Origin of the sequence: Vibrio sp. McD22-P3, from assembly GCF_021568915.1 — a bacterium.
In the GTDB taxonomy this organism is placed as follows: Bacteria; Pseudomonadota; Gammaproteobacteria; order Enterobacterales; family Vibrionaceae; genus Vibrio; species Vibrio mediterranei.
Genome location: NZ_JAKGTN010000005.1, coordinates 217,225 through 239,041 on the forward strand (window position 1 = coordinate 217,225; position 21,817 = coordinate 239,041).

Sequence of the window (21,817 nt, forward strand, 5' to 3'; positions counted from 1 at the left end):
GATTTCACAATTATCAGATTTTTGCGGGACTGATATTTCCACAGAATCACTTGGTTTACGCCGCATAACCTGAGACAATCCGCCGGTAATTCTTATATCAAATGGCTCATTATGAAAATCTTAGTTCGAAACCTTGACCGTGACACAATAGAACACGACGTACGAAAACTGTTTCTAGGCTACGGCCGCGTTGTTGAGTGTACACTGGTGTTGGATAAGGAAACGGGTAAGTCCAAAGGCTTTGCGTTCGTAGATATGCCAAACGAAGATGAAGCGAAAGTGGCGATCAAAGAACTGAACCTTACCATGTTCAATGGCAGCAAGATTCGCGTGAAATTTGCAGGTCACTAATTTGCAGGTCACCAAGACCAATAAGGCCAGTCTAAGACTGGCCTTAACATTTTCTAGCAAAACGTTTCAATATACAGACGCTCTACTTTATCCCTCGCCCATTGCGTTCTACGTAGAAACTTGAGCGATGATTTAATAGAAGGATCATTCGAAAAACAGTTCACTCGAATGATATCGTGTAGTCCAGACCACCCATAATGTTCCACCAATTGAGTAAGAATTTTCTCCAGCTTTAGACCATGTAGCGGGTTGTTTGGTTGTTCAGTGCTCATTAAAAGTTCCAAAATAGTGTGTGGGTGGAATGCGGCGCTATTTCATCATAGGCTCTAGCCAGAAAGCAATCGCATTTGCTGTTGTCTTTCAATACATCGTCTTATGTCACTACTACACTCAGTATTACAGTTACATTATCAATAGCAAACTTCTTACTTTTTAGAATGAAAACTCAGGACTTAACCATGACTACTATCACTTTGGAAACGAACGTCGGCAATATCGACATTGAGCTCAATATCGAAAAAGCCCCTGTTAGTGCCAAAAATTTTCTTAAATATTGCCAAGAAGGTTTTTACCAAGGAACAGTATTTCATCGTGTCATTGACGGGTTCATGATACAAGCTGGCGGTTACAACCAAAACCTTGAAGAAAAGCCGGGGCGCGCACCTATCGTCAACGAGGCCAATCGAGGACTTAAAAATGTTACAGGATCTATAGCGATGGCTCGTACTGAAGCTCCTCATTCTGCAACATCGGAATTTTTCATTAATTTAGCCAACAACGACTTCCTTAATCACACTGCCACCACAAACCGTGGCTGGGGCTATTCGGTTTTCGGCAAAGTGACCGCTGGCATGGATGTGGTCAACGCCATTGGAAAAGTAGCAACGCATTCCTACAAAGGGCATGATGACGTACCTTGTAAGTCAATTATAATTACTGATGTAGTAGTGAAATAACTACTGACGATTCAGTTTTTTTGAATGGAAAGATTACTAGAGCGCCAACCAGTTTCAGCTCTCTAGCACACTTCATCTATACCACTTCAATCAAACGGCTTAAGCAATTCAATAAACGATTCTCCGCTCTCGGGTAAATCTGCCCCGAAATACTCCGCGACGCTCGCCCCTATGTCGGCGAGCGTCGCACGCTCACTCAAACACGCGCCATTGATGCCGTTTTTATGAAGCAATAACGGCACTTTTTCCCTAGTGTGTTGCCCATGACCAATATAAGGGTCATTCCCGTGGTCGGCCGTGACCACCAAAACATCCTCATCGTTCATCAATTGCATAATTTTAGCGATTCCAACGTCGCTTTTTTCCAACACTTTCCAATATAAATCTGGATCTTGTCGATGCCCTGACAAATCGGTTTCCTGTACATTGATACAAATAAACCCATGTTTTCGCTTATCAACTTCCTGATAAGCAATAGATAAGATCTGCTCCGTATCCACTAATCCTTTGAAACTCACACCATGGTTGTTTTCTACAATATCGGCCACCTTACCAACCAAAACAGTTTCACAATCAACATTGGCGAGTAAATGGGGAACTTGCACTAAATGGTTAACCCCGTACCCTAAGTGAGCGACCTGAAACCCTCTTTCATACACTTTAGATTTAGGCGCATTAACTCCAACGCACTCTCCACGGACTTCTATCGAATTAATAAGCTGTTCGGTCGCATCAAGTCGCCCTCCAAATACAATGTTTCTTGCTACATGATTATTTGCACGAACAATTCGACCGATATTCAATAAACTATCAAATTCAATACGATTTAAATCTGCAGCAACGTTATACACCTCACCTAATTCAGCTTCCAGATTGTCGCCAATCACTACAGATTGCTCGACCAACAGTACAGCAAGCTCTCCTCTCTTTACCCGCTCAACGAAATACCCCGCCTCTTCAAGGGACTCTTGAATCGTATCAATGGAGTTATGAAATGGATTGACCCTTGGTAATTTAGGTAGCGTTCCCATAAGCTCTTGATGTCCAGCAAATGTGTCGCATCCTTGGTGTTTTAGGTTGATGGTACCGGTGTTGGCGTTAGGGTTTTGTTTAAGGCGCGATACGTTGCAATCAACAACATTATTAAGTCCCAATAACGCGAGAGTTGGTAAATCTCTATTGGGATAAGAGGCCAGTAGTTTGTATGCGGTATTCGCTCCAATATCTTTGGTTCGGCTTTCATAGACATCATCCATGGCACCAACACCGAATCCGTCCAAGACAATAACGATAAATCTACCCATCTATCGCCCCTCCCAATGAATCATAGCGCCCGATAACCCTTGGGTTCCCAGATTGAATACCATCAACTAAAACCACATCGGAACGAGTGACAAAGACCTGAGTTCGAAATGCCATGATTATCGGTGTACCTATTTTATGGATCCCAGATACTTTTAGGTGATAATCGATAGCGTTCACATCCTCATTGCTAACAGGGAACACCGAACCATCAATCAATGCATGTTCAAGTTGACCACGACGGTAGTAACCACCGCCATAACAATACGATGCACCTTGAAACTGATGAGAAATCTCTGATAAATACAGCATCGCAACTTTTTCAGGCTGACTGCCATCAATGTTAGCTGGAAATGTACCAGTCAAAGCATGACCCGGTTCACCATGAGTTCCCCCTAGCCGTTTAATCATGGTTAAAGTGTTAAAACATGTCGCTGAAGGCATATTGACTTGGTGAGGCCCCCCCTCCTCTGGCCAATGTTCGATGACTTGATGCAGCGTGTCGACATTCTCTGTTGCTGCAAGCTGCTCACCATCAAACAAAAAGCAAGGGAAATGAGTCACTCCTTCTAGGCGAATCCCCTTCATTTGACCAAGTGCCTCTAACACAGAGTCGAGTTCAGCAATCGGAAATCCTGCCTCTTGGTTGACATAAAGCCTGTCTTCGTCGCCATAAAACTTCACTAGCACAGGTTGCACTCTGCCGCACTTGCAGGCTGCATCTGAGATTTGACGTGCTTTATCTAGCGAATAGACGGTCATAACTTCTGGCTTCATCTCTGCCACGATTTGTTCCACCATAGCCGTCGGAGGCTGGACTAAATGACCCACGTGTTGAACCTTGACTCCCGCTAAATGCAGAGCTCGCGCTTCTTTGAAATCCACAGCAACAATACCGTCATAGCCTAATTCGAGAAGAAGCTGTGCTAAATATGGGTTACGCCCAAATTGTTTGGTCATGCCATACAGCTTTAACCCAAGGTCGCTAGCACGCTGCCTTATAACTTTGGCGTTTGCTGTAAATTGTTCGACATCAATGACGTACGAATCCGGTAACAGGTTCCCCTGCTCATAAAGAGCAAGGGTAGCCTGAATCAGTGCGTCGTTTTGATGTTGCAAAGCATTTAAATACATATACTTTTCAATCCACTCAATTTATTTTCATTTTTTTGAAGATTAATTTCCAAAAAAATCCAGTTACGACACACTCAGTTTGATTGCGTACAGATTGCTCAAAAGAAAACTGATTTCCGTCTCAGGCATCTCTGGTACGCCAGACGCCGAACATAACTGATTGTTCATACTGACAATGTCTGAAAATACGTCGTCATCTTGCATTTCTTTTAGAATCTCAGAGTCCAAGCCTTCTACAATAGGATTGCTTTGTAGTACTCGATCAATAGCACGTGCAAAATGAGTCATCGCCATCTGAAATTGTTCTGAATCCTCTTTCACATTCCATTCAATCATCAAGATTCCGACAGCCCTCATGGTCGCATCAAACGCGATTTGACTGATTACGTTATGCTCCAAAAGAAGAGACATTCGTTGTTTCATAATTTCTCCAAATCTCTGTACAGATAGGTATGAAAAAAGCTGTACGCGTATTTATGCAGGAACAAAAAGCCCAAAGACGTAAAGTAGGTTTAACACCACACCGGTAAGTATTGCCGCTACTGCAGGCGCTGCAATTTTCAAAATTGGACGACCCATTACTTCGTTCAAGTAATACAACATTGCAAAGATCGTAAACCCTGTCGTGCTACCCATTTTCATCACTGCAAGCACACCCCCAATAAGCAAAGCAAATTCCATTAGCGTGTTCATGCTATTACGAATATTGTCCGAAGCATTTCGAATTGAAGGGAACTGCTCTAAGAAGCGACCAATACCACGAAGCAAGAAAATCTCGATGCAAATTGTAATCGCGCCAAGTACTGCTGCCACAGGTACATTTGGTGAGAGATAACCCACTACAAACACAAACGTAAAGCCAACAACGCCATAAACCCCAGTAGCAAGTGCCGTAGTGGCAATCAGTGGAATAAAGCCTAAACCACGCATCATTTCAGACAAAGCGACTTGGTTTAATGCTTCTTTTTGAGCAACAGGGTCTTCTATTTTGTAGGCATCTGCTAACGAGTAAATAGAGACTTCTGAACCCGCAAAGATCCCCGACGCAGCGGCGGCGGCTATCAGTGCACCGACAACAGCTAAGTAAGGCATGTTCTTGAAAATTCGCTTAGTTCGCTCTTCAAACAAGCTTCGCATACCACTCATATCTGGAGGGGTAATACCGTTCGCTTTATCTTGAACATCTTTACGAATCGCTATAGCCACAAGCATCACCATACCAACAAAGATCTGAATCGACTCAGGATAGATACCCGTAAACTTCATAACAAACAGTCGTGATAGAAGTATCACAACACCTGCAACAGCCCCTGCTTTCCATCCAAACTGGTAGAAAATAGCTAACAATGGGAATAACGCAAACGCCGACATGACAGGTGTACCCAACTCACCCAAAGCACCCAGCGCATCAATTGGAAGACCTGTCAGAACCGCATTAACACCAGCCAGACTGGTAACCACTAATACGCCCCAAATGCCGCCCCCAAGCATCGCCATAATGCGGCTCGTTGCCATAACACCTATGATGTCCGTCGGTAAGAAAAGCAGCCACGGGTTAAGAAGGCCTGTCGATAAGGTAAAAGAAATACCCACAGACGCGACAAAACCGATAGACAAGCCAAAAGCAACGGAACCAGCATCTCGGCGTGTCATGTTGCCTTCAATCAACTGCGGCAATATGGGTCGTATCCCGTCGTGAAATACGGCGGCCGACATATGTGCGACTAAAGCAGTCATTGCACACAAGGTCGCAATTAGAGCAATGTTGGTGATATCCATAACTACACCTCTCTCGCTAGCAATGTCGCTAACATAGGAACGGCGTGGTCTACGTGCTCAATTGATAATCCAAATGCCTTTTTGCCTTCGGTAATAAATTGAGCAATTTGCTCTTCCTTAGCTTGAATAGCAGGCTTCGCAATCGTGCACGACTCATTGAAGCCAATAATAGCAATAGCCATGCTAAGTGCAGCGCCCGCACCTGTATTACAAGCCCCGACGTAGTAATCAAGTTCTCCTGCTTTTACTTTCATCGCGGCATCCATGTCGTTGAGAATGTGGCACTCAAACTTTCCTGGTGCCGCCTCTTCTATCTGCGCTTTAATTTGTTCGCGTTGTAAACCCGCGATTGCGATCGTTTTCATTCTGCTTTCCTTTTATGTTTATCCGTTATTGAAAAATCGGTTTGGATTGTGTTTGAGCATAATTTCGACATCACTTTCGCTTACACCAGAAGCGAACAGTCGAGGAACAAACTCCTCCATCAAGTAGCTAAAACCTAACCCGCCATTCGCTTTTAAATGCGAACGTCGAGTTATATCCATCGACAACATAAGTTGCTCGACGTATCCCCTAGCGATTAGGGTATTAATCACTTCAATTCTCTTTTCATCTGGGTAGTAACTGTTCTTACCAATTGTATCGAGCTGCACGTAACACCCGTGATCCAACAAGTAGAGCAAGTCATCAAGGTTATCTCGAAGGTCGCAGTGTCCTATCGTCACCTTCCTAAGGTCGATACCTTCACCACCAAGTAACTGGATCTGTTGCTTCGCCATCGTGCTAAATGAGGTGTGCGTTGAAATAGGCGCGCCTGTTTCTTTGTGAGCAATGGCCGCAGCTAAGAAGACGTTCTTTTCTAGTGGGGAGAATTGGTTTTCGCTGCTCCCAATCTCACCAATCACAGACGCCTTTAGAGAGGTGCCATCCAGAGGCTGTTCAATTTCGTCAATCATGGTTTGGGCAATATCTCGAATCGACAGATTCGCTAAGAAATCCGGAAAGAAACCCTCGATGTAATAGCCAGTCGACAAAACAACATTCATCTCTGACGCCTTAATTAAATCCTCAATAAATTGAGGATTTCTACCCATAAAACGATTAGTCACCTCAACGATATTCCGTACTCCAAGTTTCCTAAGCGAGATAAGCTCCTGTTTAATCAATTCAAATTGATCAAGTTTGCAATCAATATCTCCCTTCTGAGGAGATAAATCGATATGCAGATGCTCATGGCAATAGGTAAAACCGGTTGTGTCGAATGACATCTCATTTTCTCCTTGTTAGCTAGAACCTAATAAGTTGGAATCACTTTACCGGATATCACGTCCGTTTGATGCGCTAGTAACTTCTCGTTATTGACGAATTTCTTTAGCATAGCCTTTAGATAGTCCGAACCTTTTCTAACCATCAACACTGCAATCGACGCCTTTTCAAAATCCGGAATAGACGTGAGCGGCTCTTCGCTAAGGCCCATCGCCTCAATAGAATCTTCTCGTGAGGCATACCAGATTGCAGCATCGATCTCCCCTTTGACAATCTGTTTGAGACATTCGTTATAAGGTACTGGAACCACCTCAATTTCTTGATCTTTAAAGTAGATTTCAGTAAGCAGTTTTTGGTCTGGCGATTCAGCATCAACACCGATTCGTTTAATGTTATTACGCTCTGACTGCCTGTAAATCAATCGATGTTCTGGTACATAACTGTGCGCATCCAACTCTACTGCAATCTCCAAGTCGCCTTCTGCAACATACTTTTCTGACGCCAGTTTGGACATGATAGCGATATCGTAGATACCGTCACTAAGACATTCCGCCCTAACCCCTGCGCCTCTCATATGAGCAAAATACAGGGGCACGTTGTCTATCTGTTGCTTAAGACCAGAGGCCAATCCCTCGTAATGCTTTGTATACGGCAGCGGCATCGCACAAACGATATTACCAATCTCGGAAATACCCACCAGCTTATTGAAATTTAGTGAAGAGATAATGGTACCATTACGCCCTTGTCGGCTTAGGTAGACCGCTTCTTCCTTTTCGATAAATTTAATCGCGTTTGCTACATATCCAACGGAACAACCGATGTCGATCGACAGCTCATCAATCGTCTTGAGTCTATCTCCAGCCTCAGTCGTTAATAAATAACGGGCGATATGAATAATGGCCGCTCCGTTTTTCTTGATATAGTTTTGACTACTCATTTTTATTCTTCATTTTTTTGAGGATTTAATTTAACCATACCAGAACAATAAGAAAAGCAAAGCGCGTCACACTCTTATTAACTACTGACAAAAAGCATTAAAACTGGATTGCCAGTCACCAAACATGAAAAAAGTGCCGGATTACTCGGCACTTTCATCTATTGCTAACCTTATAAGATCAGTGTGGGCTTGATTATCACTCCACCAATTCACCCGCTCCTTGCAGTGAGCGCTGACTGTTTTCTACTAAGAATATCGTTGCCGTCTGCTTTAACATTGCCCACTCGGCATCATCAACAAAAATGCCTTCTACCCAAGCGGCTTGCTGCGAGCTAGAAAGCTCAGTGCTATCGATATGGGTGTTGTATTGACCCGCTAATTCTGTCTGGTTAAAGTCCTCAATCGACAGTTCAATCGTCATCGAGTGAAGGTCGTCTTCAACAAGGTCGGTGTCAGAAAAATAGAGCTCAGGTGCAACACATCCTCGGTTGAGTACATAAAGAGTGCGTTTGGGCTGACTACCATTGCTCCAATATGCTCTACAAGCAATACCCTTCGCTGCCAGTTTTACCAATTCACTATACGCCAACCAGCGATTGTGACAGTTCAATAATGTCATTTTGAGCTGCTTCTGCCCAACCATCGACTCAAGTGCGAAATCTAAGATCACAGGCAGATGGCACGCTACGCTATTTTGGTGGAGGTCCACCTCCAGTAAACCTGGTTCAACCTTATTGATTTGAACTGCGCAGTCTTGTTCGAGACCTAGGTAGTTACATGCATTGTTAAAATGGCGAATCCCATTAAGCCCAACCATTTGCAGGTCCGCAACCATATTAGCAATCACGTCCGCTTCGCCACAGGAGCGTTTCATTCCCAAAAAAGCTTTGTTTACTGCAGCGACTAATTCATTGTGAGATACGATCATACCAACGTCCTTATGGCGTAATAGAGTTAATGGAAGTCATAGATTGCTCACTAGGCAACAATGGAAAGATCCAATTATCTTGGTAATTCTCATCGCCGATTTCGTCTAGCAATGGGGCACCTTGGAAAAAGGTGACTCGGACCCAGCGGTCAGATCGAGGATCAAACTTCGTCGCCCCAAAGATGGCGAGTTTGCAACGCAATAAATGCATAGGTAGTGACTGTTTATGGAGAACATTCATTTGAATGTCTCCCATCACGCGATTACCTAGCGTCCATACCCTTCTTGCAATAGCTCGATATTGAGGAGAATGCAGCAGAAATTGCGCAATCGACATCTCTTGAGATTGTTGCTCTAACGCTCTGTACAGGTAATACGCTTGTCTACCAATATCAAGCGTTAGTTCTTTATCTGCACCTTGTTCTTCCTCACGAACACCTAAGCGTGGCTCTTCCTTGTCCTGTGACCGATACCAGAACCAATAGTTGTTTTCTGGCATCGAAAAGTCAGTACTAACTGCCCACTGATAACGAGTTTCCAATAACGAAATCAAATCACTGACTTTTTTACCCGTTGGCAGGTACAGCGTTTCATCCGTATTCATCTGATCTGCAAATACATCAACTTGTTCTGGGTAGAGCTCCATCAGACACGCAATGAGGATTTCTTGGGCTTCCATATTCATTGACTGATTTTGTTCGAGCAAATCACCCCAAGTTGAGGCATTTTCAAGATGTGTAGCTAGGTCGTCTACTAGTAAAGACAATTCATCAAGCGCCTGCTGATTCAAGCTGTTTTGCACCTCATTAATCGTTATTACTTGCGCCAAGTGCATAGTCGCTTTGCTAAGCAGAACTTTAAGTTGCGGCAACTTATCTTTATTAGTTTGCTGCGCCAACACCATCGCGAGTGCTTTTTCTCGTGACGTCATCCACTGGTCAACGATGCATGGGTGATTAATCAAATATGGCGCCATACCAAGCCCAGTCGCATTTCCAACGCCCAAGTATCGCTGCAAACCGCGATCTAATGATATCGCTTTATCACCGCCTTGTTGCGTCGCCAAGTAATGCACCCAATCCAAACTGAATTCGCGTAGCAGATACACCGCGCACATTTGGGCGCTGAATGACTGACTAAAGTCATCGTTATCTTCCAGTAACTTAAAGTCAGCAATGCCGAACTTACCATTACCGTAAACTGCCGTTGTACGCAGAATATAACCAACCTCAGCAAGCTCTTTCGCGTCTGGTTGAGTGCCCTTGGCAAGGTGAGAAACAATATGTTCGAAGACTCGAACACTCTTATTGGCGCGAGCCAATACAAGAACATCGTTGGTATTGCGCCCTGCTTCTTGAAGCGGCACATTGGCACGCAGCTTTTCCAACAGAGACACATCAACATCTCCATACACTAGGGCGAATGTCACATCCCATTTCTCTGCAATCACGCGATCATTGCGCTCTTCATCAGCAATCTGGTCACAAAATACCACTAGATGATAAACGTGCTTAGGTGTTGCGAGACGGTAAATGACGTGTCCATACCCTTGCGGCGACAGCTGCCATTCATGCTTACTCACCTGCCAATTTTGCTGTGCCATTTTGCGGATTAAGCTGCGCACAAAACTGATTCGATTTTGATGCATAGCGCCAAGTCGTTGTGGATTCATTACCACATCAACGCTACGAAGCGGAGTCTCAGTGTAAGTTGAACGATGTACATCCATTTTGCTCACCTGTTTTAATTATAAGAATGATTGGAGCTGCGTGGGGTGTGAACCTAAGCCCACACAGCATTCACGTTATTGAAGAACTATTGTTGTGTTTATAAGCCTTGTTCTTTTGCCAGTTTCATCGCGATTTGCGGAGCATTCCATAGTGAGGGCAACAGTACTAAGGATACTGGTACCGCGGTTATCACGATAAAGGACTGCAGTGCCGAAATACCGCCCGATCCCAGTGATATTAAGATGATTGCCGTCACCCCCATCATTACTCCCCAAAAGGTACGGACGATGGCATTTGGCTCCGTTTCACCACTGATGACAACACTGATGGTGTAAGTCATCGAATCTCCCGTGGTGACGATGAATATGGTGGTAAGCACTAAGAACAAAATGGAAACTAGCATTGGCATAGGTAGCTGCTGTGTTACTGCGAGTAACGCTCCCGGAAGGTTAAACCCTTCGAATGCTTTACTAACACTACCAGGGTCGGCAATCTCGAACGCAAGTCCAGTCCCACCAACGATGGTGAACCAGAAACAAGTCGCGAATGGCGCCGCAATACTAATAATAGAAATGATTTGGCGAATGCTTCGACCACGTGAGATACGAGCAATAAAAATCGCCATTAGTGGTCCATAACCTAAGAACCAGCCCCAGAAGAATACCGTCCACCAGCTCAGCCACCCTTCATCGCCTCGATATGTCGCCATTGGAATAAAGTTATCCAACATGGTACCCATACCCTGGATATAGCCATTGAAGATAAAGTTAGTTGGACCAAACAGTAGGATATAAACCATCAGCGCAATAGCTAAGATGACGTTATAACGGCTCAACATCTGCATTCCGCGATTAAGGCCGCTGAGTGCTGATAGCGTGTATAGCACTATCGCGAACAGAATAATGATCAGCTGAGTGGTAAAGCCATCTGGAATATCAAACAGTGCGTTCAATGCATAGCTCACTTGCAGCCCCAGAAAACCAATAGGTCCGATGGTTCCTGCAGCGACTGCTACAATACAACATGCGTCAATCAGAGCACCGGTATGACCTTTCAACGCACGCTCTCCCAACACTGGATACAGTAAGGTTCGAGGTTTTAAAGGTAAGCCTTTGTCATAGTGCAAATGCATCATAACAATAGAGGTTAAGCTACCTACAATTGCCCATGACAAGAAGCTCCAGTGCATAAATGACTGCGATAAAGCATTAATCGCTGTTTGCATAACGCTGTCTTGGGGACCGTACAGAGGAGGAGGACTCACATAGTGCGCAATAGGCTCAGCTGCTGCCCAAAATACACCGCCCCCTGCCAGTAAGGTACAGAATAGAATAGCCATCCAGCGAAATGAGTCTAGCTCTGGTTTCACGTTACCGCCCAAAATCACTTTGCCTGTTCGCCCTGCTGCGAGACCAAGACCAATAAGAAAAGTGAGTAGTAGTAATATTTGCCAGTAAGGACCAAAAACTTTTACTGACCAGCTAAAACCAGCATTGACTAGAGAAGAAAGCAGCTCGCCATCATAAAGCGCAAGTGCAACAAACAGAGCGATAAAGCCGCCACTGTACCAAAATGCAGGGTTACTCAACCCCAACTTATCCGATGAAGAGAGTTTACTTTGATGTTCTATCTCCGCGCTTGCAGAAGACGGTGGTGCTGTGTTCATGCTATTGGTTAGATCAGACATACTCTGACTCCAGAAGTTTGTGTTGCTCGCCTTGGGGAAAGCAACCTATGTTGTGTTTAACGCTCACCTATTGTTTTTGTATTGGCGAGCTCTTCCATGTTCGGGTGTACGCTATAGATTTGGCTCCAATCCTTGTTGTAAGAAGTCAAACCAATTAACACCCATAATTTTCCCCGCCTCGACTTCACTAAAGCCATGACGGACTAATCCGTTGTAGATGTTTTCCATTCCTTTGCTGCCGCTGAACCAAGGAAGAGCATCAGGCCAACCTGAGTTAGCAGCCGAGCCTTCGCCATAATCCATGGTTTTTGACCAGCGTCCGTTGCGCATCCACTCCAAAACTTGTTGAGGTTGATTCAGGCAAAGGTCGCTACCGATACCAATGTGGTCGATACCTGCAATATCCGCAGTTTTCTCCACCATTTGGCAGAAATCCTCTAATGAACACTCACTGCCATTGGGAAGATGAAATGGATAAAGGCTAAATCCAATCAGGCCGCCACGCTCGGTAAGGGATTTGATCACCGTGTTCGACTTGTTTCGCAGTGCATCATGAGCGAACGTTGGATTGGCATGACTGATACAAATTGGACGAGCAGAAAGGTCTATCGCCTCCAGCGTTGAACGTTCGGCGCTGTGTGACATATCGATGATCATGCCGACACGGTTCATCTCTTCGATGACTTGCTTACCAAAACGGGTGATGCCTGTGTCGTGCTTTTCGTAACACCCTGTCGCTAATAGGCTTTGGTTGTTGTAGGTCAGTTGCATGATGAGCAGCCCTTGACGGCGCATGACTTCAATTAAGCCAATTTCGTCATCAATCGGAGAACAGTTCTGCGCCCCCATAAAAATGCCAACCTTGCCCGATGCCTTTGCAAGCTCGACATCTGCCATGGAATAAACCGGCATAATGAGGTCGTCGTTTTGCTCGAAACGAAGGTTCCATTCGGCAAATCGAGTCAGTGTCTCACGTGCATTCTCGTGATAAGCGATAGTAACGTGAACAGCGGTAATGCCGCTGGCTTTGAGCGTTTGAAAATACTCTCTGTCCCAATTGCAGTATTGCAATCCGTCTATGACAATCCCTTGCTGGTACATACCCCACCTCTTGCTGTACTCATTGAATTGGTGTTCAAAATGAGTGACGTCACAACGTCACTCTCTCGGCGTCGTGTAATAATTAGTAAGGGCGTTGGTACGCTGTTTTTACTACGGTATAGAACTCTTTTGCATATTGACCTTGCTCACGAGGACCAAAGCTAGACTCTTTACGACCACCAAACGGTACGTGGTAATCTGTGCCTGCTGTTGGCAAGTTCACCATGGCACAACCGGTTTGGATCTGTTGTTTGAAGATGGCACTGTTTCGCAGGCTTTGTGTGATGATGCCACCCGTTAATCCAAATCGTGTGTCGTTCGCTGTTGCGATTGCTTCGTCAAGGTCGGCAACTCGAATAACGCTCGCCATAGGCGCAAACACCTCTTCTTGGTTCAATTCCCACTCATTCTTAGTGTTCAAGAACAGTGTTGGTGACATGTAGTAACCCTCATGCGCAAGATTCAGACGTTCTCCGCCAAATGCTAGCTCTGCTCCACTTTGACGAGCTTTTTCAATCCACCCAAAGTTTGCCTCTAACTGGTTGCCATCGACGACAGGTCCCATAAAGATGCCTTCTTCAAGTGCGTGGCCTACTTTTAGTTCGCTCATGCGCTTAATGAGTGCTTCAACATATTGGTCATGAATGCCATCCATCACCACAAGACGAGAAGACGCGGTACACTTTTGGCCTGCGCCAGAGAAAGATCCAGCAATCGTCGCCTCTACTGCAATCTGAATATCAGCATCATCGGCAATGACCAGAGCATTTTTGCTACCCATTTCCAACTGGCAACGAACAAAATTCGGGGCGGTTGCGGCTGCCACTTTACGTCCCGTTTCAACAGAACCCGTGAAGCTGACGCCGTTCACATCTGTTGAATTGATCAAAGTGTTACCCACTTCAGAACCACTACCTAACACCAAGTTAAACGTGCCAGCAGGTATGCCTTGACGATGGATAATTTCCGTTAAAGCCACTGCACTCGCTGGAGTAAGATTCGCAGGTTTCCAAATGACGCTGTTACCAAAAGCCAATGCAGGTGCAATCTTCCAAGCCGCCGTTGCTGTTGGGAAGTTCCAAGGGGAAATAATCGCAATCACACCAACGGCTTCACGAGTCACTTCCACCGAAACGCCCGGACGCACTGAATCAGCACTGTCACCTATCTGACGTAACACCTCAGCCGCGAAGTATTGGAAGAATTGACCAGCTCGATAGATTTCACCACGACCTTCTAAAAATGGCTTGCCCTCCTCGCGAGAAAGCAAGGTACCAAGTTCATCGCAGCGTGCTATCAGTTCGTCTCCAATTGCTTGAAGTACCGCTTGCTTGCGTTCAATAGGCGTTTTTTCCCACTCTGGCTGTGCATGTTTAGCTGCGGATATGGCTTGCTGAACCTGCACTTGGCTTGCTTGAGCAAAGTGACCTAGATTTTCAGAAATATCTGATGGGTTAATGTTGGCGATGGTGCTCACACCAGACTGCCACTCCCCTGCGATGTACAAGGCATTTTCAGTTGGAATAGTAAGTTGTTGAGTCATTTGTGCTTTCCTTGTTCTGTAGCTCGCTAGATGAGATCTAGCCGCCAATATTCTGCTTAGTTGATTAGTAAACTGTTGTTACTCTGGTTGCGGCGCGGCTGCGTACACAACAAACTCCACCAGCATTTCTTCTCTCGCTAACCCCGCCACGACCATAGCTGCGCGATTTGGATAAGGTGCTTCAAAATACTCTGCATAAACTTCGTTGACGGTTTTGAGGTACTCTCGGTCTGTCACGTAGATCAACACTTGCAGAACTGAATCTAGAGATGAACCTGCACATTCCAGTGTGTGAGAAAGGTTGCTAAATGTCTGACGGGTTTGTGCTTCAATGCCACCATCAACAACAGCTCCAGTATCATCGATAGGGATCTGCGCGGTATATAATGTGCCATTGTTGACGATCGCCCATTCAAGTGGCGCCTTTGAAGCAAATAGAGAAGTTTTAACTGGAGACTTTTGGGTTTGAAAATTCACGAGCAATCCACCATTTGTAACAACTATGTTTCTTAGTGGTTAAATAATGCTACTTGATATTTGATAAATCTAACGGTAAATTTTTTACATTTGATAAGTAAAATCTATCACCTTACAAAAGATACGGTGACAAAAGGGCTTAAGGAAGTGGTCTAATGAGTATCAAACTTCAACAATTGCGGCATTTTGTGATGGTGGTCGAAGAAGGTGGATTCAGAGCGGCCTCAAATAGAGCCAACCGCTCGCAAGCAGCATTATCCACATCAATAAAAGAACTTGAAAAGAACTTAGGTCAGGCGCTGTTTGAATCCGGGAACAAATCTAAACTCACACCATTTGGCGAGATATGTCTGCCCAAAGTAATCCAGTTCCTTAACGTCTATAGTGCATTAGATAATGATTTACGAGCCGCTGCCGCGGGACAACAGGGACGAGTCAGAATCGCCAGTGTCCCCTCTGTCGCTGCTAAGCTGATTCCCAGTGTATTGGGTGCTTTTTGCGAACAATTTCCTAATGTGGAGGTAAGTCTGATTGATGATAACGCCGCTGGTGTCGAAGCACGACTATTGTCAGGGGAAGTCGACTTGGCCCTAGGTAACAGCTCACACCTTGAGGATGGCGCTATCGAGTTTACGCCGCTTATCTCAGATCCTATTGGTGTCGTCTGTTTGAAAGACAACCCTATTGCTTCTCAAAACGAAGGCATCGAATGGCAAACTCTGTTACAACAGCCGTTTATCAGAAATGGTACTTGTAAGCTCCTAGACCCAACACCAGCCAGAGCTCTCAGCGAGCAGGCTTTGTATTCCGTCGAAAATATCACCTCTCTTTTCTCTGTATTGGAGCTTGGTATTGGCATTACCACACTGCCAAAACTTGCCTTTCCCACTAATGAAACTCGATTAGTCTGGCTTCCTCTGATCGACCCACCTTTACAAAGGCAAATCGGGATATTTCGCCTTACTGAGCGAACGATTTCCCCTCAAGCACAAGCATTCCATGACTTATGTGTGACTTATTTGAATTATGACGAATAGCGGACATCAAGCACCTACGCAACATTCAAAAGGATGTTCAGAAAAACCTAGCATTGCGCTAGGTTTTTCATTACGTTACATAGCTTGAGCAAATAGCTTAAGGATTTCTTCTCGCGTCGGAACTCTAGGGTTGCCTCCAAGACATGGGTCAGCCAGAGTCTTATCTAACCAAAGAGCAAAATCACTTTCTTGAATGCCTAGCTCTGCTAAGCCATTTGGAATTTGCACGCGCTGTGAAAGCTGACGAATTCTCGCTATCGCAGCTTTCGCCGCAGATTCATCATCTAAGTCCGCAGTACTCGAACCCATAGCTTCGGCAATCGCTCTAAACGGTTGCGGACGTGTTTGAGCATTGAACTCACACACTTCCGGTAACAAGATAGCATTACAAACACCATGAGGAAGGTTATGTGTAGCACCTGGTTGATGAGCCATGGCATGAACCAAACCTAAACCTGCGCTGTTAAACGCCATACCTGCAAGAAACTGAGCACAAGCTAATTGTTCACGCGCCTCTAGATTCTGGCCATCATCTACCGCAACAGGTAACCATTTATTGATAAGGCGAATTGCTTCTAAAGCCGTCGGTTTAGTTAGTGTATGTGCACCGGGTGTAACATAAGCTTCAATGGCATGGGTGAGCGCATCCATACCCGTGCTAGCGGTTACGCTGCTTGGTAATCCCAACATAAGCTCAGGGTCATTAACCGCCAAATCAGGGATCTGTTTGGCATCGATAATCACCATTTTTACTTGCCGTTCTTCGTCAGTAATAACCGAATTAGAGGTCATTTCTGCCGCTGTCCCTGCTGTCGTATTAACCGCGACAAAGTAGTCACCTACAACTCGCACTTTGCCTACACCTTCATAATCACAGATGTCACCGCCATTTGAGGTCACTATGCGTATAGCTTTAGCACAATCTACAGGGCTACCTCCACCTACAGCAATGAAACAGTCACACTGTTCCTTTTGGTACAGCTCGACCCCTTCTCTTACTAGCGCAGCCGTTGGGTTTGGTGTCACTTTATCGAACAACACATAATCAATGCTGAGCTGCTCCAATTGAGCCAGTAATGAATCAAGAATTCCCAGTTTAACCAGATTCGCATCTGTCACAATAAGCGCAGTGTTAATCGATTGAGCTTGGATCTCTTGTACCGCATCATTAATAGCGCCAGCCCCAGCTAAACTCAACTTGGGTAAATTTAAAGAAAAAGCCATGGTCATTTCCCTCTACATCTTCAATTAGGTTATTGGTAACTACTGCTCAACTCTCAGTCCATATGACTTGAACTTGCCCAAGACCTTTTGCATTTCAGCATCGTCAAGCACAGGGACATCTGGTGTAATCGCCATTGTTTTCAGATAGAGGTCAGCCAATACTTCGACTTCATGTGCTAGCCACAGTGCTTTTTCTAAATTAGCCTCACCCGCAATAAGTCCATGGTGTTGCAGCAAAATGGCTTTGCTGTTTGCCATCCCTTCTTTGACATAATCGGCTAGTTCGTGACTGCCAAAAGTAGCGTAAGGGACACAAGGGATCTCTGTCGCACCCGACGCAGCAACCATATAATGAATCGCTGGGATTGGTTTGTTCAGAATGGATACCGCCGCACAATTAATGGCGTGATTGTGAACTACCGCGTTAACGTCTTCACGAGTTTGATAACAAGTCAGATGGAAGTGCCACTCTGATGACGGTAACTTGCCTTCCTCAAAGAACCCATCATGAGTGACATACACAATATGATCGGGGGTGAGTTTGTCGTATGCGATGCCCGTTGGTGTGATCAACATACCGTTATCAAAACGAACACTGACATTTCCAGCAGTGCCTTGGTTCAACCCAAGTCTTGTCATTTCAAGGCAAGTGTCGATGATTTGTTGCGAAAGTTGTTGTCTGTTCATGCTTATAGTTCCTTAAATTCTGTTACGCCTTTCTTAAGAATGATGTTGCCGTATTTTGCCGTTTCGCCAGTAACGACGACGGCAGCGCAACTTCTCACGCGTTCATAAAAAGCAAATCGTTCGATACGCTCAATCATGGTTGCATCAATGTTGTTAGTGTTTATCGCGGTTAGATAGCGATCCTCAACCGAAGGATCTAACGTATCGCCTTCAACAGCCTGCATCATCGCCAAGGGCTGCTGAACATATTGGTCCAATTCAAATAGTGGGATGATGCCGCTTAGTAGCGTGCTAACTCGAATACCATCAGCCCTAATAACGTTGGAGTTAAAGCTCGCAGCCGGAAAATGTGCGTCTGCAAGTAAGATTTCGTCTCCGTGTCCCATGCCTGCTAATGTTGCAATTAACTGCGGAGATAACGTCGGATGAATTCCTTTAAGCATATTCTGGCTCCTTCTCTGTGCTCATTACGTGATTACGTGGTTCGACTCTCGTTGTCGGCGATTTCATGGCATTTTGAGCCTCAGATAACGAGTTAAAATGACCAACACCGTAAAACGCCACCATTGCAGCTCCAGTTACCGTCGCCTCTGCTTGGTCGACGATTAATAGTGGCTTTTGAATGGCATCGGCACGCAATTGGTTCCAGAGCGTATTCTTTGTCCCTCCACCTACGGCAATAACGGGTAAAATTCCTAAATGGCAACGCTCTGCAAGGTAATCAAAGTTACGTTTGAACTGCAGACTTAATCCTTCAAAAACAGCTCGGGTAATTTGTCCTCTCGTGGTGTGAATAGACAAACCTTCAATGGCACCGTTACCTTGCCCTCCAGCGTCGACAGAAAAATCTGGATTAAAGCGAACATTCCCTGCCCCAGGGCCGGCGGACTCAGCTTCTGAAATCATGATCTGATAAAGTTCGCTGCTGTCTTTTTCCGCTTGATAAAAGTGGTTAACAACCCACTCAATAACAGCACTGGACAACCATTGGATAGCCGGGTTGTATACCCCTTGAACCGCATCCAATTCGACTGTTAATCCTTTTTCAAGAGAGTCTCTATCCACCTTGGGCTTCGACGAACGAGCCATGAGAATTTCCCATGTACCTGAACTCAAAAACGCTTGGTCTTGTTCAGCACCAGAACCAATTAACGCAAACTGAGTATCATGTCCGGTAGAAACGACTGGAGTCGACTTTGGTAATCCCAACAGCTCAGCCACCTCATCGAGTACCAACCCAACCTGACAACCGGCATCTATTAGGTTCGGAAAGTGCTCAGCACTTAAATCTAGGTATGACAATGTCTTATCATCCCAATTACCATCACCTAGACTTGTTAGCATTGAGGTACCAGCCATGGTTCGATCTGTGGTCAGTTCTCCGGTTAACTTGTGAGTTAGCATCGAGGAAATGAACACAAACTTGTCCATCGATTGATAGATCTTCGGCTCGTTATCTTTAAGCCAACGAAGCTTGTAGAGCGTATTGAAGCTGTAGTCGCCAACCCCATTACTTTGGTAGAGGGCGAGTCTGTCGGTCTCTGTCTCTACTTGCGACATCACAGGTACCGTTCTCGGACATTTCCAAGAAATAATTGGATATATTTGTTGAGCGCTTTTCGAATACGGTGCACCATCAACCCCGAACGTTGTTACTGTCACCCCCACTATCTGCTCTGCATTCAGTTGGCTAGTAACCGCGGCGCAGCACCTGACCAGCTTGCTCCATATCTCTGCAAAATCCCACACATGGTATTGGTTTTCAGAACCCGATAACTGAGTGTTGTTTTTGATGTAGTGCGACGCGAGTATTTGTCCGTTATCGGAGACGGCAATGGCTCTAATATTGGTAGCGCCACAATCCAAAACTATTACTACTGACATAACGCGATCCTATAGGCGGGTTTCCCCGCCTTACCTAGTTACTTATATAGAGGGCCAAAGTTGGCACAAGCTCGGTAGTCTTGACCTTCCGCATCCTGACCAAATGCGCTCCAAGTATGCGGGCGGAAAATCTCGCTCGACTCAACGTTATGCATAGACACCGGAATACGTAGCATGGAAGCTAAGGTAATGAGATCCGCCCCGATATGACCATGAGTGATAACGCAGTGGTTCGCACCCCAATTAGCCATGACCGAGTACACGTCTCTAAATGCACCAGTGCCAGTGAGTCTTGGAACAAACCACGTCGTTGGCCATGTTGGGTTGGTACGCTCATTCAACGTATTGTGAACATTTTCAGGAAGCGTGATGGAGTGCCCTTCAGCAATTTGTAACACAGGGCCAACACCCTTAATGAGATTGATTCTGTGCATAGTGAATGGCATGTCACCATGTGTTAGGAAGTTCGAAGAGAAACCGCCCCCACGGAAGTATTCACTTATTGCAGGTGGCCATTGAGTAGCATCTAGGCATTGTTGCGCATCTTCAACCGTCATATCCCAATGAGGCTTGATAACAGGTTTGCCTTGCTCATCTTTTGCTTCGCCGCTGCCGTCTAACGCAGCGGAACCGGAGTTAACAAGATGAATGAAACCAGATTCTGGCTTGTAGCCACTCACTCGTTCTACCGCACTATCAGACCAATAGGTTCGAACATCGCAAAAAACCTGAGCTTGACCGGTAAGCATCTTGCCAAACAGCATGTTTACGCCGTTCAAACTGTCGTTCTCTGTAGCTAGAGCAAACGGTTCACGAAGTCCATTCCAGTCAAAAGACGAGTTAAGGATCGCTTCGCTAAAGTCACCGTTTGGCAAATGATCAGTCCAGTGGCGTTGACCTTGGAAGCCGCCCACTACGGCGTTGTGTCCCATTGCTTCTTCGCCAAAGCCTAACTGCGCTAGTTTAGGGTTACCTATCATGAGATCGCGCATGATCATCGTCATCTTAACGACGGTTTCCCAATCTTGCTGCTTTTGCTCTTCAAGCAACGCTTCGCCGTTATAGTCTTTGCCTTCTTTACAGTTTTCTTTTGTCCATGCTAATGCCAACTCAAACTCATCTTTATCGTAGACTTCACGATCCAAGCGTCGCTTAATTTCAGTCATGTCGACATATTCATTTCTCATTCCCAAATAACGTTGGAAGAAATCTGGATCGACCACCGAACCTGCAATACCCATCGAGACCGAGCCCATGGACAGGTATGACTTGCCTTTGATGGCTGCTACTGTTAAGCCAGCACGGCAGAAACGTAAAATCTTATCCTGAACATCTTGAGGAATAGATGTGTCATCAGCGTCTTGCACCTCTTGCCCATAGATAGAAAAAGCGGGTAAACCAAGCTGAGAATGTCCAGCCATGGCCGCGGCTAAGTACACTGCTCCTGGGCGTTCTGTGCCATTAAAGCCCCAAATCGCTTTTGGCATATGTGGGTCCATATCAATAGTTTCTGTACCATAGCACCAGCAAGGTGTAACAGTAATTGAAACCCCTACATTCTCGCGACGAAACTTATCTGCACACGCCGCTGCTTCCGCAACACCGCCTATCGTGCTGTCAGCGATAACACATTCAACCGCAGTGCCACATACATGCTTAATGTTTTCTTCAATGAAAGCAGCGAGGTTCTTCGCCATATTCATAGTTTGAACTTCTAGAGACTCGCGAACGCCCATTTGGCGACCATCAATGGTTGGACGAATACCAATTCTTGTTAGGGTTGTAGTCATAATT

Annotated in this window: 22 protein-coding genes; 3 read left to right on the plus strand and 19 right to left on the minus strand. The window is 45.4% G+C overall.

The genetic code is table 11. From position 1 onward, the window contains the following. The first annotated feature begins 111 nt into the window (after positions 1-111). Positions 112-351, plus strand: a complete 240-nt coding sequence (locus tag L2W36_RS08020; protein WP_031495002.1) for an RNA recognition motif domain-containing protein — start codon at positions 112-114, stop codon at positions 349-351. Between the two features lie 53 nt (positions 352-404). Here the strand turns inward: L2W36_RS08020 and L2W36_RS08025 are convergent, their stop codons facing one another. Then, on the minus strand, positions 405-623 hold the full coding sequence (locus L2W36_RS08025) for a VF530 family DNA-binding protein (RefSeq protein ID WP_038228109.1): 219 nt from the start codon (positions 621-623) through the stop codon (positions 405-407). A gap of 186 nt (positions 624-809) precedes the next feature. Here L2W36_RS08025 and L2W36_RS08030 point away from each other — a divergent pair, with 186 nt between their 5' ends. Continuing rightward, positions 810-1,307, plus strand: coding sequence for a peptidylprolyl isomerase (locus L2W36_RS08030; RefSeq protein WP_236109752.1), 498 nt, complete (start codon positions 810-812; stop codon positions 1,305-1,307). 86 nt (positions 1,308-1,393) lie between these two features. Here the strand turns inward: L2W36_RS08030 and L2W36_RS08035 are convergent, their stop codons facing one another. The 13 genes from L2W36_RS08035 to L2W36_RS08095 all read right to left on the minus strand — a co-directional run bounded on the left by L2W36_RS08035 (position 1,394) and on the right by L2W36_RS08095 (position 15,191). Next, a complete protein-coding gene (locus tag L2W36_RS08035; RefSeq protein WP_236109753.1) occupies positions 1,394-2,611 on the minus strand; it encodes a phosphopentomutase in 1,218 nt (405 codons plus the stop codon). Beyond that, a complete protein-coding gene (locus L2W36_RS08040; RefSeq protein WP_006071583.1) occupies positions 2,604-3,743 on the minus strand; it encodes a YhfX family PLP-dependent enzyme in 1,140 nt (379 codons plus the stop codon). The genes L2W36_RS08035 and L2W36_RS08040 overlap by 8 nt, the downstream gene beginning before the upstream one ends. A 63-nt stretch (positions 3,744-3,806) precedes the next feature. Beyond that, positions 3,807-4,166: a hypothetical protein gene (locus L2W36_RS08045; RefSeq protein ID WP_006071582.1), complete on the minus strand. Its 360-nt coding sequence runs from the start codon at positions 4,164-4,166 to the stop codon at positions 3,807-3,809. Positions 4,167-4,217: 51 nt separating this feature from the next. Further along, positions 4,218-5,522: a YhfT family protein gene (locus tag L2W36_RS08050; RefSeq protein ID WP_236109754.1), complete on the minus strand. Its 1,305-nt coding sequence runs from the start codon at positions 5,520-5,522 to the stop codon at positions 4,218-4,220. 2 nt (positions 5,523-5,524) lie between these two features. After that, a complete protein-coding gene (locus L2W36_RS08055) occupies positions 5,525-5,887 on the minus strand; it encodes a DUF2620 domain-containing protein (protein WP_031494231.1) in 363 nt (120 codons plus the stop codon). An 18-nt stretch (positions 5,888-5,905) separates the two neighbouring features. Next, positions 5,906-6,790, minus strand: coding sequence for a phosphotriesterase-related protein (locus L2W36_RS08060; RefSeq protein WP_236109755.1), 885 nt, complete (start codon positions 6,788-6,790; stop codon positions 5,906-5,908). A gap of 26 nt (positions 6,791-6,816) precedes the next feature. After that, positions 6,817-7,725, minus strand: a complete 909-nt coding sequence (gene yhfZ / locus L2W36_RS08065) for a GntR family transcriptional regulator YhfZ (RefSeq protein ID WP_006071578.1) — start codon at positions 7,723-7,725, stop codon at positions 6,817-6,819. Positions 7,726-7,921: 196 nt separating this feature from the next. Continuing rightward, positions 7,922-8,653, minus strand: coding sequence for a DUF3726 domain-containing protein (locus L2W36_RS08070; protein ID WP_006071577.1), 732 nt, complete (start codon positions 8,651-8,653; stop codon positions 7,922-7,924). Between the two features lie 10 nt (positions 8,654-8,663). Further along, entirely contained in the window at positions 8,664-10,382 is a 1,719-nt protein-coding gene (locus tag L2W36_RS08075; protein ID WP_236109756.1) for a hypothetical protein, read from the minus strand. A 98-nt stretch (positions 10,383-10,480) separates the two neighbouring features. Next, positions 10,481-12,049, minus strand: a complete 1,569-nt coding sequence (locus L2W36_RS08080; RefSeq protein WP_423250089.1) for a BCCT family transporter — start codon at positions 12,047-12,049, stop codon at positions 10,481-10,483. Between the two features lie 132 nt (positions 12,050-12,181). After that, on the minus strand, positions 12,182-13,171 hold the full coding sequence (locus tag L2W36_RS08085; RefSeq protein ID WP_006071574.1) for a membrane dipeptidase: 990 nt from the start codon (positions 13,169-13,171) through the stop codon (positions 12,182-12,184). Between the two features lie 82 nt (positions 13,172-13,253). Then, a complete protein-coding gene (locus L2W36_RS08090) occupies positions 13,254-14,714 on the minus strand; it encodes an aldehyde dehydrogenase family protein (RefSeq protein ID WP_236109757.1) in 1,461 nt (486 codons plus the stop codon). Positions 14,715-14,792: 78 nt separating this feature from the next. After that, the gene (locus L2W36_RS08095; RefSeq protein ID WP_006071572.1) at positions 14,793-15,191 is read right to left on the minus strand and encodes a RidA family protein; all 399 of its coding nucleotides are present in this window, start codon (positions 15,189-15,191) and stop codon (positions 14,793-14,795) included. Positions 15,192-15,346: 155 nt separating this feature from the next. On the opposite strand from L2W36_RS08095, the gene L2W36_RS08100 reads away from it, so the two are divergent. Then, the gene (locus L2W36_RS08100) at positions 15,347-16,228 is read left to right on the plus strand and encodes a LysR family transcriptional regulator (RefSeq protein ID WP_031494634.1); all 882 of its coding nucleotides are present in this window, start codon (positions 15,347-15,349) and stop codon (positions 16,226-16,228) included. Between the two features lie 75 nt (positions 16,229-16,303). Here the strand turns inward: L2W36_RS08100 and fucO are convergent, their stop codons facing one another. From fucO to fucI, 5 genes are read right to left on the minus strand one after another with little or no spacing between them, the layout of a single operon-like run. After that, positions 16,304-17,452 carry a lactaldehyde reductase gene (gene fucO / locus L2W36_RS08105; RefSeq protein ID WP_006071570.1) on the minus strand — a complete coding sequence of 383 codons (1,149 nt, stop codon included), beginning with the start codon at positions 17,450-17,452 and terminating at the stop codon, positions 16,304-16,306. 39 nt (positions 17,453-17,491) lie between these two features. Next, positions 17,492-18,139 (minus strand): L-fuculose-phosphate aldolase, encoded by a 648-nt coding sequence (gene fucA, locus L2W36_RS08110; RefSeq protein WP_006071569.1) that lies wholly within the window; start codon positions 18,137-18,139, stop codon positions 17,492-17,494. 2 nt (positions 18,140-18,141) lie between these two features. Beyond that, the gene (fucU, locus tag L2W36_RS08115; protein WP_236109758.1) at positions 18,142-18,582 is read right to left on the minus strand and encodes an L-fucose mutarotase; all 441 of its coding nucleotides are present in this window, start codon (positions 18,580-18,582) and stop codon (positions 18,142-18,144) included. Further along, a complete protein-coding gene (gene fucK, locus L2W36_RS08120) occupies positions 18,575-20,023 on the minus strand; it encodes an L-fuculokinase (protein WP_107306773.1) in 1,449 nt (482 codons plus the stop codon). Before fucK ends, fucU begins: the two co-directional genes overlap by 8 nt. A gap of 38 nt (positions 20,024-20,061) precedes the next feature. Next, a complete protein-coding gene (gene fucI / locus L2W36_RS08125) occupies positions 20,062-21,813 on the minus strand; it encodes an L-fucose isomerase (protein WP_062460847.1) in 1,752 nt (583 codons plus the stop codon). Positions 21,814-21,817: the final 4 nt, after the last annotated feature.

What these genes read in the sequence shown, in the direction of transcription:
- fucO (WP_006071570.1), bottom strand. Translation starts at nt 17,452, where the DNA reads ATGGCTTTTTCTTTAAATTTACCCAAGTTGAGTTTAGCTGGGGCTGGC.
- L2W36_RS08030 (WP_236109752.1), top strand. Translation starts at nt 810, where the DNA reads ATGACTACTATCACTTTGGAAACGAACGTCGGCAATATCGACATTGAG.
- fucI (WP_062460847.1), bottom strand. Translation starts at nt 21,813, where the DNA reads ATGACTACAACCCTAACAAGAATTGGTATTCGTCCAACCATTGATGGT.
- L2W36_RS08080 (WP_423250089.1), bottom strand. Translation starts at nt 12,049, where the DNA reads ATGAACACAGCACCACCGTCTTCTGCAAGCGCGGAGATAGAACATCAA.
- L2W36_RS08025 (WP_038228109.1), bottom strand. Translation starts at nt 623, where the DNA reads ATGAGCACTGAACAACCAAACAACCCGCTACATGGTCTAAAGCTGGAG.
- L2W36_RS08060 (WP_236109755.1), bottom strand. Translation starts at nt 6,790, where the DNA reads ATGTCATTCGACACAACCGGTTTTACCTATTGCCATGAGCATCTGCAT.
- L2W36_RS08085 (WP_006071574.1), bottom strand. Translation starts at nt 13,171, where the DNA reads ATGTACCAGCAAGGGATTGTCATAGACGGATTGCAATACTGCAATTGG.
- L2W36_RS08070 (WP_006071577.1), bottom strand. Translation starts at nt 8,653, where the DNA reads ATGATCGTATCTCACAATGAATTAGTCGCTGCAGTAAACAAAGCTTTT.
- L2W36_RS08075 (WP_236109756.1), bottom strand. Translation starts at nt 10,382, where the DNA reads ATGGATGTACATCGTTCAACTTACACTGAGACTCCGCTTCGTAGCGTT.
- L2W36_RS08050 (WP_236109754.1), bottom strand. Translation starts at nt 5,522, where the DNA reads ATGGATATCACCAACATTGCTCTAATTGCGACCTTGTGTGCAATGACT.
- L2W36_RS08100 (WP_031494634.1), top strand. Translation starts at nt 15,347, where the DNA reads ATGAGTATCAAACTTCAACAATTGCGGCATTTTGTGATGGTGGTCGAA.
- L2W36_RS08055 (WP_031494231.1), bottom strand. Translation starts at nt 5,887, where the DNA reads ATGAAAACGATCGCAATCGCGGGTTTACAACGCGAACAAATTAAAGCG.
- fucU (WP_236109758.1), bottom strand. Translation starts at nt 18,582, where the DNA reads ATGCTTAAAGGAATTCATCCGACGTTATCTCCGCAGTTAATTGCAACA.
- yhfZ (WP_006071578.1), bottom strand. Translation starts at nt 7,725, where the DNA reads ATGAGTAGTCAAAACTATATCAAGAAAAACGGAGCGGCCATTATTCAT.
- L2W36_RS08045 (WP_006071582.1), bottom strand. Translation starts at nt 4,166, where the DNA reads ATGAAACAACGAATGTCTCTTCTTTTGGAGCATAACGTAATCAGTCAA.
- L2W36_RS08090 (WP_236109757.1), bottom strand. Translation starts at nt 14,714, where the DNA reads ATGACTCAACAACTTACTATTCCAACTGAAAATGCCTTGTACATCGCA.
- L2W36_RS08020 (WP_031495002.1), top strand. Translation starts at nt 112, where the DNA reads ATGAAAATCTTAGTTCGAAACCTTGACCGTGACACAATAGAACACGAC.
- L2W36_RS08035 (WP_236109753.1), bottom strand. Translation starts at nt 2,611, where the DNA reads ATGGGTAGATTTATCGTTATTGTCTTGGACGGATTCGGTGTTGGTGCC.
- L2W36_RS08040 (WP_006071583.1), bottom strand. Translation starts at nt 3,743, where the DNA reads ATGTATTTAAATGCTTTGCAACATCAAAACGACGCACTGATTCAGGCT.
- fucK (WP_107306773.1), bottom strand. Translation starts at nt 20,023, where the DNA reads ATGTCAGTAGTAATAGTTTTGGATTGTGGCGCTACCAATATTAGAGCC.
- fucA (WP_006071569.1), bottom strand. Translation starts at nt 18,139, where the DNA reads ATGAACAGACAACAACTTTCGCAACAAATCATCGACACTTGCCTTGAA.